Source organism: Lentibacillus halodurans (assembly GCF_900112045.1).
Classification (GTDB): domain Bacteria; phylum Bacillota; class Bacilli; order Bacillales; family Amphibacillaceae; genus Lentibacillus; species Lentibacillus halodurans.
On sequence record NZ_FOJW01000005.1, the window covers coordinates 261,138 to 273,643 of the forward strand.

11 protein-coding genes are annotated in these 12,506 nt (G+C 41.4%); 10 read left to right on the plus strand and 1 reads right to left on the minus strand.

The genetic code is table 11. From position 1 onward, the window contains the following. Nucleotides 1–17 precede the first annotated feature (17 nt). The 6 genes from BM195_RS08105 (at nucleotide 18) to BM195_RS08130 (ending at nucleotide 5,565) form a co-directional block, all read left to right on the plus strand. Nucleotides 18–1,367 (plus strand): MmgE/PrpD family protein, encoded by a 1,350-nt coding sequence (locus tag BM195_RS08105; RefSeq protein WP_090236309.1) that lies wholly within the window; start codon nucleotides 18–20, stop codon nucleotides 1,365–1,367. A gap of 124 nt (nucleotides 1,368–1,491) precedes the next feature. After that, a complete protein-coding gene (locus BM195_RS08110) occupies nucleotides 1,492–2,157 on the plus strand; it encodes a GntR family transcriptional regulator (protein ID WP_090236312.1) in 666 nt (221 codons plus the stop codon). A gap of 247 nt (nucleotides 2,158–2,404) precedes the next feature. Next, entirely contained in the window at nucleotides 2,405–3,559 is a 1,155-nt protein-coding gene (locus tag BM195_RS08115; protein ID WP_090236314.1) for a CaiB/BaiF CoA transferase family protein, read from the plus strand. 29 nt (nucleotides 3,560–3,588) lie between these two features. Continuing rightward, nucleotides 3,589–4,116 carry a MaoC family dehydratase gene (locus BM195_RS08120; RefSeq protein WP_090236316.1) on the plus strand — a complete coding sequence of 176 codons (528 nt, stop codon included), beginning with the start codon at nucleotides 3,589–3,591 and terminating at the stop codon, nucleotides 4,114–4,116. Between the two features lie 22 nt (nucleotides 4,117–4,138). Continuing rightward, nucleotides 4,139–4,981: a fumarate hydratase gene (locus BM195_RS08125; protein ID WP_170848194.1), complete on the plus strand. Its 843-nt coding sequence runs from the start codon at nucleotides 4,139–4,141 to the stop codon at nucleotides 4,979–4,981. Between the two features lie 26 nt (nucleotides 4,982–5,007). Continuing rightward, nucleotides 5,008–5,565: a Fe-S-containing hydro-lyase gene (locus BM195_RS08130; protein WP_090236321.1), complete on the plus strand. Its 558-nt coding sequence runs from the start codon at nucleotides 5,008–5,010 to the stop codon at nucleotides 5,563–5,565. A 176-nt stretch (nucleotides 5,566–5,741) separates the two neighbouring features. On the opposite strand, the gene BM195_RS08135 is transcribed toward BM195_RS08130, so the two are convergent. After that, nucleotides 5,742–6,611, minus strand: a complete 870-nt coding sequence (locus BM195_RS08135; RefSeq protein ID WP_090236323.1) for a LysR family transcriptional regulator — start codon at nucleotides 6,609–6,611, stop codon at nucleotides 5,742–5,744. A gap of 181 nt (nucleotides 6,612–6,792) precedes the next feature. On the opposite strand from BM195_RS08135, the gene mmgD reads away from it, so the two are divergent. From mmgD to BM195_RS08155, 4 genes are all read left to right on the plus strand, one after another. Beyond that, nucleotides 6,793–7,902: a citrate synthase gene (gene mmgD / locus BM195_RS08140; RefSeq protein ID WP_090236326.1), complete on the plus strand. Its 1,110-nt coding sequence runs from the start codon at nucleotides 6,793–6,795 to the stop codon at nucleotides 7,900–7,902. A gap of 86 nt (nucleotides 7,903–7,988) precedes the next feature. Continuing rightward, nucleotides 7,989–9,422 (plus strand): bifunctional 2-methylcitrate dehydratase/aconitate hydratase, encoded by a 1,434-nt coding sequence (locus BM195_RS08145; protein ID WP_090236330.1) that lies wholly within the window; start codon nucleotides 7,989–7,991, stop codon nucleotides 9,420–9,422. A gap of 123 nt (nucleotides 9,423–9,545) precedes the next feature. Next, nucleotides 9,546–10,448 (plus strand): methylisocitrate lyase, encoded by a 903-nt coding sequence (gene prpB / locus BM195_RS08150; protein ID WP_090236333.1) that lies wholly within the window; start codon nucleotides 9,546–9,548, stop codon nucleotides 10,446–10,448. An 889-nt stretch (nucleotides 10,449–11,337) separates the two neighbouring features. Further along, nucleotides 11,338–12,506, plus strand: a 1,169-nt coding sequence (locus BM195_RS08155) for an adhesive domain-containing protein (protein WP_244535705.1), incomplete at its 3' end; no start/stop codon positions are given.

The following is a 12,506-nucleotide window of genomic DNA, read 5'->3' on the forward strand; positions in this document are numbered from 1 at the left end:
TTTAAAGGAGACTTTTAATGAATTTAAGTGAAAAGCTAGCTAACTATATCATCAATACAAATTATGACGATTTGCCGGAAGACGTCGTAGAATTTACGAAGCTATGCATGTTGGATTATTTTGGATCTGCCATTGCAGGGTCAAAGAAGGAACCAATTCAGAAAATTGATGAATTAGTCAGGGAAATGGGTGGCAAGTCACAGGCATCCCTAATTACTGGCGGACGTTCCTCAGTGTATCAGTCAGCCTTACTGAATGGTGCATCAAGTCATATTGTCGAACAGGATGATATTCATAAAGAATCGATTATTCATGCGGCAACAGTCGTGATTCCGGCAGCTTTAGCTGTTGCTGAATGGAAAAATCTATCCGGTAAAGACTTAATTAATGCAGTGGTGGTGGGTTATGAAGTTAGTTACCGAATCGGCGAAGCGGTATCATCATCACATTACTATTATTGGCACAATACTGCTACATGCGGTACATTTGGATCTGCTGCTGCGGTGGCAAAGCTTCTGGAATTAAGTAAAGAACAAATTGTTCATACGCTGGGAAATGCCGGGACCCAGGCTGCGGGTCTCTGGGAGTTTATTGAAGATGGAGCCATGTCAAAACAATTGCACCCAGGGAAAGCAGCGATGAATGGACTGATTAGTGCATTATTGGCTGAAAAGGATTTTACTAGTGCCCAAAAAATTCTGGAAGGAAAACGCGGTTTTTTTGAAGCCATGAGTGAGGGTTATAATGTATCCAAAATCACAGATAATCTGGGAGATGAGTACAAGATACTGGAAAATTCTTTCAAAATTCACGCTTCCTGCCGGCACACGCATCATTCCATTGACCTGATGATTGAATTGGCAAATGAAAGAGATATCAAGTTAGAAGACATTGACCGAATTATGGTGAAAACTTATCAAGTCGCTATAAATATTACAGATAATAAAAAGCCTGTCACTCAATATGAGTCAAAATTCAGTTTGCAATTTTGTACAGCACTTGCTTTACTGAAGGGGCAGGGCAATCTGGAGATCTTTAATGAAAATACCTTGTGGGATGAAGATGTTCGAAAATTAATGAGCCGTGTGGATGTGATTGCTGATGAGGAAATCGATGCCCGATACCCGTCGAAGTGGGGAGCAATCGTAGAAGTGTACTTGAAAACCGGAGAGACCATTAGAAAAGAAACAGATTATCCAAAGGGAGATCCGGAAAATGCTGTTTCAAAGCATGAATTATTACAGAAATTTAGGCGTCTGGGAAAAACATGGTCTGAGAGTGACAGGGAGAGATTATCGACAATGGTTTTGAATCTAGAGCAGCTTGGAACTGTGAGAAATCTTCTAAGTTTAAGCAAAGTAACCTGAGATTAATTTGGTTCGGAAAATTTTAAAACATATAAGTCTTTGTAAAATAAGACTTCAATTTAACTCTGGCATACGATATAATTTAGTATACAATATCCACTTATAATGAAATGGAGACTGAACTATGTCTGAGAAAGTAGATTTAAGAATTGGTAACCGTGAAATGCTTCACAATCAGGTGTGTAGTGTTCTGAGAAGTGCAATCTTGAAAGGTGATTTTGAACCGGGTGAGAGGTTAGTACAAACAGAACTGGCTGAGTTAACCGGTGTCAGCCGGATGCCCATTAGGGAAGCTCTGAGAACACTTGAGACAGAAGGGTTAGTTAAAATGGAACCTCACAGGGGAGCTGTAGTCCGTCCAATCAAAAAACAGGATATTCAGGAAATTTACGAACTGCGATCAGTTTTGGAACCGCTAGCCCTAAAAAAGAGTATAAAAAACTTTTCTAAAGATGATTTTGAGGCATTGAAAACATATCATCAATCTATGATAGAGAATGAAAGTGGGGAAGAATATGTGGAGTGGAACGCAAAGTTTCATCAGTTGCTTTCCAGCCGCTGTCAAAGTCCCCGGCTTCTTGGATTTATTGGAACTATTTCACGCGGATTTGCTCAGGATACTCCTCAAATTATTCCCGGTCAAATTCAAAAATCCAATAAAGAACATGAAGATATACTAAACGCTATTTTAAATGAAGATGAAGAAAAAGCTGTTGAATATTTGACTTATCATATTAGCAGAACTGGCGAGGAATTGCTCAATTCTTTGGAAAATAAAGACTTTAAATAAAATAAATGTATAGTAGCAATCAGATCCTTTATTGGTAATCCTTTGAGGGTCTGATTTTATTTTAAAGAAATAAAAAGACAGTATATAAATAAATGTCGAAAAAATTTTAAAATTGGGTTTACAAACAAAGGGGAGTATACTAAAATAAATTGTATCCAATATCACAATATCCAATAAAATTTCAATAATTTTCTAAGCGCTTTCTTATGAAGGTTATACTATAGACTTAAATTATAGGAGGAATCGTATGTTACCTTTGGAAGGAGTAACTGTTATTGCCCTGGAACAAGCAATTGCTGTTCCGTTTGCTACCCGGCAATTGGCTGATTTGGGTGCACGTGTTATAAAGGTGGAAAGACCCGGAGTAGGCGATTTTGCTCGAAATTATGATACGGCTGTTAATGGAATGTCGAGTCATTTTGTCTGGTGCAACCGTTCGAAAGAGTCTGTTGAGATCGACTTGAAATCTGACCAAGGTAAAGAAGCACTTAGCCGATTGCTTGAAAAAGCTGATGTACTCGTACAGAACCTTGCCCCGGGTGCTTTGGAGCGGATAGGATTTGACCCGGAGGAACTAACCAAAAAACATCAGGAGCTGATTGTTTGCAGCTTATCCGGATATGGCAAGAATGGTCCTTATAAAGAAAAGAAGGCCTATGATCTGTTAGTACAGTGTGAAGCGGGCCTTGTTTCCATAACTGGCAGTGAAGAGACACCGTCCAAAGCTGGAATCTCCATTGCCGATATAGCTGCCGGCATGTATACCTACACCGGTATTTTAACAGCCTTGCTGAATCGTACGAAGACAGGAAAAGGTACAATTATAGAAGTATCCATGTTAGAGGCGCTTGGAGAATGGATGGGATATCCAGCCTATTATGCAGTATACGGCGGAACAGAACCTAAACGTACCGGCGCAAGTCATTCAACCATCTATCCATATGGCCCATTCAAATGCGGTGATGACAAAACGGTGTTTATCGGGCTGCAAAATGAACGTGAATGGAATCATTTTTGTGAATTTGTACTGGAAAATTCAGAGCTTGCTGGAGATCCAAGATTTGAAAATAATTCAAAGCGGTCTGCCAATCGGGAAGAATTAAAAACACTAATTGAAGATCGTTTCAAAGAATTGACTTCTGAGGATGTTATCGAAAGAGTGGAGAAAGCAAAAATCGCCAACGCGCGTCTGAATAATATGAGGGATTTTTTTGAGCACCCACAATTGACTGCACGCAAGAGATGGGAACAGGTACAAACACCTGAAGGGGCAATTTCTGCTCTTATACCTCCTGTTACGATGAATGGTGTAGAGTCAATCATGAAACCGGTTCCTGCCCTTGGTGAGCATACTGATCATATTTTAGATGAAATTGGCATGTATTCCGGAAAGGTTAAATAGTAATCGTTTAAAGTGAGGAGGAACATTTAATGAGTGTTAAAAAAGGCTGGAATGGGCGATTTTATGAGGACTTTGAGAATGGGGATATTTATTCACACCCGCTGGGACGAACGGTGACAAAAACAGATAATATCTACATGACGTTAATGACACAAAATACGAATCCGGTTCATTTTGATAGTTATTATTCTGAACAGACTGAGTTTGGAGAGCCATTGGTGGATTCAACGTTTACAATTGCTTTAGTTACAGGTCAGTCCGTTACAGATCTTTCCCAGAATGCCATGGCCAATCTTGGGTGGGATGAAGTACGCCTGCCAAACCCGGTATTCGAGGGGGATACCATTTATTCCTTTTCAGAAGTGCTTGGGAAGCGGGAATCCAAATCCCGTCCCAACGTCGGTATTGTGAATGTCAAAACAAGCGGCTATAACCAAAGGAGCGAAATCGTCATTACGTTTAAACGGACATTTATGATTTATAAAAAAGACTATGCACCAAAAAAAGAAAATAAGTTATTAGCGAACGTTCTGGAAAAAAATAAACCCCAATACTGAATAATACAGGAGGGTGGTTCAAGTGAAAGAGATTCATTACAAGCATATTGTTCAGAATGTGGCACGACTGTGTGAGGAGGCAAATTATGACTTGGGAGAAGATGTTGTAAAAGCATTCCAGAAGGCGGTTCAAACTGAATCTTCCGAGGCCGGTAAAGACGTACTGAATCAATTGATAGACAATGCTAATATTGCCACTCAGAATCGAGTTCCAATGTGTCAGGATACAGGCGTCTCCGTTTTTATTGTAAAACTGGGGCAAGAATGTCATATCACCGGCGGCAGCCTGTATGACGCAATTAATGAAGGCGTGCGGATAGGATACGAGGATGGTTACCTGCGTTATTCAATCGTGGATGATCCCATTAACCGAAAAAATACGGGGGATAATACACCTTCTGTTATTCATACTGAAATTACGCCCGGTGATCATCTTGAGATTCACATGACTGCAAAAGGTGGTGGTGCAGAAAACATGAGTGCTCTTAAGATGCTTACACCCAGTGATGGAGTTGAAGGCGTGAAAAAGTTCATTTTGGATACGGTCCAGGAAGCAGGACCCAATGCATGTCCGCCACTAGTAGTAGGGATAGGAATAGGCGGCAACTTTGAATCTTGTGCTTACTTGGCCAAGAAATCACTTTTTAGGCCAGTTGGGGAAAGACACGCCAATCAGGATATTGCTGCTTTTGAAGAAACATTAACGCAAGACATTAATAAATTAGGTATTGGACCACAGGGAATGGGAGGAAGTACTACGGCACTTGACATAAAGATAGAAATTTCCCCATGTCACATAGCTGCACTCCCGGTTGCTGTCAATTTAAATTGCCATGCGAGCCGGCATAAGCATGTCATACTTTAAAAAAACTAGGTTTTTGGAGGAATTACATGGCTCAAATAAAAATAAATGTCCCGTTTCTCGATGAAGCAACTGTTAAATCATTGAAAGCAGGGGATCAGATCTTGCTGTCTGGTACCATGTATACTGCCAGAGATGCAGCACATAAACGAATGGCAGAACAAATAGAAATAGGAGAAGAACTTCCTTTTGAATTGAAAAATCAAGTTATCTATTATGTAGGGCCAACGCCTGCAAAGCCTGGAGAAGTTATTGGCTCGGCAGGACCAACGACCAGCAGCAGAATGGACAAATTTACAGCCACTTTGCTCGAGCGAGGATTAAAGGGAATGATCGGTAAAGGTTATAGGGGTCAAGAAGTCATTGATTCAATTGCTAACAATAATGCCGTTTATTGTGCAGCTATAGGCGGATCTGGTGCACTGTTGGCGAAGAAAATAAAATCGGTAGAGTCAGTGGCATATCAAGATTTGGGCACGGAAGCAATACGAAAAATACAAATTGAAGATTTCCCTTGTATGGTGATTAATGATTCGAAGGGAAGAGACTGGTATAAGGAATCACAGGAAAAATATAAAAAGCTTTAATTATGACTGAATAACAATAATAAACAATTCACGCTGGTGGTAGTGGGATTAGGTCTCAAAGCAATCACGAGTATAAACATGATCATTCAACTCACTCAAGGGTTTAATCTCTTGCATTTTTCAGGTATGTGGTCGAGATCCATGTCTTAATTGTTGTTCCCGCTCATCCCCCAACTCTATAACGCCTTCACATCGAGCGCCCGAATAAAATTGACAAATGCATGGACAATATTCATCTGCAGCGAATCATCATGGTAGTACATCCAGGTTTTGCGTGTGATGGTCTCACCTGAAGGAAGGTGCAGCGGCTTGGTCACGAGTTCGGGATGTGGCCGCACGACGAGGTTTGCCAATATTGCATAACCAAGACCGTTGATAAGCATTTCTTTGCACGTTTCCACCTGATTAACATGTATATTGATATTAGGATGCTGCTTATAGTTGCTGTACCACCAATTGTCAGCGATTTGCCGCATTTTTTCATCGGTATTATAATCAATGCGGGGTAAATCGGGGAGCGTGTCCCACGAAAAATCCCATGGGGACGCAATGCATATTTCTTCTTCATAAAGCAGCTCCTTATTGTCCTTCCAATTATAATCGCCTTTGATGAAGCTGATATGAACATCGTGGTTCAGGAGGCGACGGTACATTTCACTGCTCCAGCCAGTCACAACCTGAAACTCGACATTTGGAAATTGTTGTTTGAACAGGCGCAGTAATTTGGGCATTTTATTGAGCGCAAAGAAATTGGAAACACCTACCCTTAACGTGCCGGAGACTTGCTGTTTCATGTTGTTCAGTTTTTCCTCAATTCTCACTTGTTCATGCAGCATTTGCCGGGCATGGCGGGCAAGCTCTTCCCCCTCAGGTGTGAACGTAATCCCCCGCTGCTTTCTGATAATGAGTTTGACCTCGTAATAATCCTCAAGGCTCTGAATTCTTGACGTTAATGTAGGCTGTGACAGAAAAAGACGTTTTGCCGCTTTCGTGATGTTCTCTGTGACATATAAGGCATTCAGCATCTCCCAGTCCTGAAGCTTCATGAAAATCCTCCATCCATCCCACTGATATTGAAAAAAACTATGGCTGATAATTAAAATTATATATTTTTCTGATTGCTATTTCAATTTTATAATGGACTTATAGATGAAATACAGTCCAAGTTCGGAAAGCATTTTTTATTACTTTGAAAGGGATTTCAAAACGGATGGGAGGAAGTTGTCGATGAAAACGGAAGATAGATTTGTTCCGGGACTTGAAGGTGTTATTGCGTCGGAAACGGGGATTTCACTTTTAGATACGGAACAGGAAAAGATCATTATTAGAGGTTATGATTTGATTGACTTGTCAACAAGCAAAACATATGCGGATCTGATTTATCTGTTATTGGAGGGGACATTGCCATCAGATACTGAGCGGCAGGCCGCTGAAGAAAAATTGAAGGTCAATTATGAAGTGCCCGCTGCTGTCATGGATATTTTGAAATTGCTTCCGAAAGAAACAAATCCAATGGACGGACAACGGACAGCCATATCGGCTTCAGCCGGATATGATAAGGGGCTTGATGACCGGACGCTTGAGGCGAATAAATCCCGGGCATATGACATATTAGGGCAGCTCCCGGCCATTACGGTGAACAGCTACCGGATTCTGCATAACGAGGAACCGATTGATCCGGATCCGGCACTTCCTTACAGTGCTAACTTCTTGTACATGATTACCGGCAAAAAACCGACAGAATTGGAGGCGGAAATCTTTGACCGTTCGCTTCTATTATACAGCGAACACGAGATGCCCAATTCAACTTTCACATCAAGGGTGATTGCTTCCACACATTCGGATATGTACGGGGCATTGACGGGAGCTGTTGCCTCGCTAAAAGGGAATTTGCATGGCGGTGCCAATGAAGCAGTCATGTATATGCTGAATGCTGCTAACTCGGTTGATAAATTCGAAAAAATACTTTGGGATAAACTGAAGCGCAAAGAAAAAATCATGGGTTTTGGGCACCGTGTTTATATGAAAAAAATGGATCCGAGAGCTTTGATGATGAAAGAATCCCTCAAGCATCTATGTGACTTGAAAGGTGATTCGCTCTTGCTTGATATGTGTGAAGCCGGGGAAAAGGTCATGGCTCAGGAAAAGGGGTTGTACCCAAATCTCGATTACTATGCCGCTCCTGTCTATTGGATGTTAGGGGTTCCAATTCCGTTGTATACACCCATCTTTTTTAGTTCCAGAACGGCAGGGTTGTGTGCACACATTATTGAACAGCATGTCAACAACCGTCTGTTCAGGCCGAGGGTGAAATATACCGGCGAGCGGTATTTGTAGATTGTTGATCCGCTAGTGGGTATGACTATACGGTTTATAGTGAGATCCATATCCGGTTCTCCCAACCGATGGAAAGGAAGTTGATGATGGTTAAATTGGAAGAACAAAAGACGGCAGATGCCATTTTGGAGGAAATTGCCGATTATGTGTTAAATAAGGAGATTACGAGCGAGGAAGCTTTTTCAACTGCCCATTATGTGCTGATTGATACATTGGGATGCGGGATTCTGGCCCTGAACTATCCCGAATGCACAAAGCTCATGGGGCCGGTTGTGCCTGGTACGCATGTGCCAAGCGGGACGCGTGTACCCGGGACGTCTTATGTACTGGATCCTGTTCAGGGAGCATTTAATATTGGGGCTATGATTCGCTGGCTCGACTATAACGATACATGGCTTGCCGCTGAATGGGGGCACCCGTCCGATAATCTTGGCGGGATTTTGGCTGTTGCAGACTATGTCAGTCAGGAACGTCTCAGTAAGGGGAACCCTCCGCTGAAGGTTGCAGAGATCCTGGAAATGATGATTAAAGCACATGAAATTCAGGGAATTCTTGCCCTGGAAAACAGCTTGAATCTTGTCGGGCTTGATCACGTATTATATGTAAAAGTCGCCACAACGGCTGTGGTGACGGAAATGCTGGGTGGTGGACGTGAAGAAATAATCAATGCATTATCCAACGCCTGGATTGATAATGCCAGCCTGCGCACGTACCGGCATGCACCGAACACCGGATCCCGGAAATCATGGGCTGCGGGTGATGCCACTAGCAGGGCGGTTCGTCTGGCGATGATGGCTGTCAACGGGGAAATGGGCTACCCATCGGCTTTGAGTGTACCAGGCTGGGGATTCCAGGATGTTTTGTTTAACAAGCAGGAGCTCGTGCTTAGCCAGCCACTTGATAGTTACGTTATGGAAAATGTTTTATTTAAAGTATCCTATCCGGCTGAATTCCATGCGCAGACTGCTGCAGAAGCCGCTGTACAATTGCACCCCGAAGTGAAGAATCGCCTGGATGAAATTGATCAGATCACGATCACGACCCATGAGTCCGCCATCAGAATCATTGATAAAAAAGGACCGCTCCATAATCCGGCAGACCGGGATCACTGCATCCAGTACATCACCGCCACCGGGCTTTTAAAAGGTGGCATAACAGCAGAGGATTACGAAGAAGAAGCAGCTGCTGATCCGAATATTGATGAATTGCGAAATAAAATGATTTTGCAGGAAAATGAAACATACACGAAGGATTACCTTGATCCGGAAAAACGTTCCATCGCCAATGCAGTTCAGGTGCATTTTAAAGACGGGACATCAACCGAAAATGTGGCTTGTGAATACCCATTGGGTCACCGGTTTCGACGCGAGGAAGCAATACCGCAAATTCGGAAAAAATACATGAATAATCTTTCAACAAAATACTCGAAAAAACAATTACAGGAAATAGAAGAAGTCAGTTTCGATTATCAAAGATTAGCAGCGATGAATGTGAATGAATTTATGACGTTATTCGTCTGATAGAAAGCTGTCTGTCAAAGGTGCAAAATAAATAGATCCTCAAAGTGGGGTTGCGTGAATTCTTCGCGCTGCCCCGGAGGAATTTATGAATATGAGCGCCCTTAGCAAAGGAGGACAATGAAAATGGTATGGATTGTTGAACAATCATCAACACAGGAAGAATTGGCGAATCAGTTTAAGGAACTAATCATGAAAAATGATATTTTGCAAATTCCTGGTGCCCATGATGCGATGGCAGCACTTGTTGCCAAAAAAACCGGTTTCTCATCTCTATATCTGTCAGGTGGTGCTTATACAGCAAGCCTTGGACTGCCTGACCTCGGTATAGTTACTTCCACAGAAATGGCGGATCGTGCCAAGGAATTGGTTCGAGCTGTCAATCTTCCGGTGCTTGTTGATATTGATACAGGATTCGGCGGGGTTTTGAATGTCACCCGGACTGCAGCCGAAATGGTTGAAGCTAAAGTAGCGGCCGTTCAAATTGAGGATCAGCAGCTCCCGAAAAAGTGCGGGCATTTGAATGGAAAACAACTCGTTGCGAAAGAAGAATTGGCCGAAAAAATCAAGGCGATCAAAGAAGTGGCTCCGTCTCTGGTGGTTGTGGCGCGTACCGATGCAAAAGCCGTTGAAGGTATTGATGCAGCACTCGATCGGGCTGCGTTTTATGTGGAATCAGGTGCAGATACCATCTTTCCGGAAGCTCTGCAGACGGAAGAGGAGTTTCATCTATTTTCGGAGAAGATTAATGCCCCGCTGCTCGCCAATATGACGGAGTTCGGCAAAACACCGTATTTCTCCGCCCGGGAATTTCAGGATATGGGCTTTAGTATGGTGATTTATCCAGTTACGTCCTTAAGGGTAGCTGCGAAGGCCTATGAGCGCATATTCCAGCTCATTATGGAAAAAGGCACCCAGAAAGAAGGACTCTCGGATATGCAGACACGGGATGAACTGTATGACATCAATTCATTGGCGGAATTTGAGGAATTGGATGGGAATATTGCCCGGACTATTTTAGATAAGTAATAAAAAAAGTTAAACAAAAAATTTGGAAAGATCTTACTGATTGGACAAAGCACCTTCTCAGTCGTACATGATATGAACGGCTCGTGGAAGGTGTTTTTCTCATGGAAAAAACAAGTTTAATTTGGAAGTAATACGTAAAGCTATTGGAGGACGAAGGTAATAGTGTCTTTCGTTCGATGAAAATCAGGTATTTCCCCGCTTTATTCTGTGTGAGGGAATAGTTCATCAAAACGGAGGAGCTCTTCATGATCCAAAACTCATATTAAATGACAGTGTACTTACCAGTTTAGAGCGAGTTTTAGTACTTATTTCTAAAAGAGAAATAATTCTATTACTAGTTTGACTTACATTACGGTCAACTTATTGTCAATTATCCACTAATCTATTAACAATCAATTCGTGTCACTCTCCTAATAACAACCTCCTCTGGTGCATTTTAGAATTCCTTAAAGTTAACTTGAATGAAATAGAATAAATGGATACTCATTCGACATGATGTTTTGGCATTTACGACATCTTTGAAATGAAATGCATGATTCTATATGACTATATTTATGCGATTCATAGTTATGATGGTCCAGTGTACATATTTCGAAATTATTACATAATACCTAATTTTCGTATAAACGGTTGCTTTAAAGTCTTCTGGAATCTATATAGTCAAATAAAATCGAAATTTGCTGATTATTGTTATTTAACGTGTAATTGGAAAATTCACATTTAGTCGTGTAACAAGGTTTGCTCTCAACATGGTCATAATCAACTCTCCCCCTTAAGGAGGTGATACAAGATCAATCCTTATCGCTCTCACGAATTCATACTGGAAGGAGGATAGTTCAAAAACTTTCAACATGACATAGAACTGTTTCAAAAATAGGGAGGTTTTTTGGTGAAAAATTATGATTACAAACGTAAGCTTAAAAGATTAAATGATATTAATATCCGCAAAACCAAAAGAATAGCAGCAACCGCAGCCATTACTTCAGCGCTGGTTTTTAGTACCACACCTAGCATGCCCTTAGGAACTCTTTTAATAAATCCTGATCATACTGTAGAAGCTGCTAGTTTATCTGAAGTTCAATTATTAACAGATGTTTCAATCGATACCAATTTAACAGAGTCTGATGAATCATATAACTTGAACTTAGATTTGACTGGAAGCGGTGATACAAGCATTGAATTGGTAAACCCTGACAAGACGGCTATATTTTATGCTGAAGAGTTTGCAGGGTTACTTCAAGATGATGGTAATCCCGCATCTGTTAGGGTAGAGTTAACTGCTCTTACATTGGAAGATTTACCAACACTTGAGGGTGCAATTTCTGGTGTAACGGGAACTGCAACCGACGTAATTAATCAGTTAATAGAATTATCGGACTATGCTACTGATTCTGATGTTTTAACAGTAGACGGAATATCAGAGCTTCAAACGGCTGTAGATAATTTAAATAATATTGATGACGCCTTGTCCCAGTTATCGGCGTATGAAGACACAGCACCTATGCAAGTTAACGAAGATGGATCAGTAGTCGTTAATTTTTCTGACGGTTTAAATAATCACATTGAGACTGCTATAAAAGATGTAGTTGTTTCAACTGTTCAAGATCTTATCAATGCCATAGACAGTATTGAAATAACTGTAGGTGATGATCTGGGTCCACTTGCCCCAATAATTAATCCTATAATTGATACTGTTGAAACGTCAATCGATGCTTTAGCGCCAACACTGAATGAATTAATTACAGATATTCAAAATGGCGCTTTGAATATAGCAGAAGAAGCTGGCAGCCTTCAATTGCTCGGTGAAACAAACATTAATGGTGATGTATTAATTAACAAGCCAACAGAACTTACCGGTGATGTAACAGTATATGGATCTGCTGCTAACACCTCTGCTATAGATCTTGAACTTTTAACTTCCCTAGATGGCACAGATACTGTAACGTTTGCAGATACTGATTCAGACGGAGACGGCCTGACAGATGAGGAAGAAAACGAAGCAGGCACCGATCCAGAGAACCCGGATACAGATGGAGACGGCATCAGTGATGGAGATGA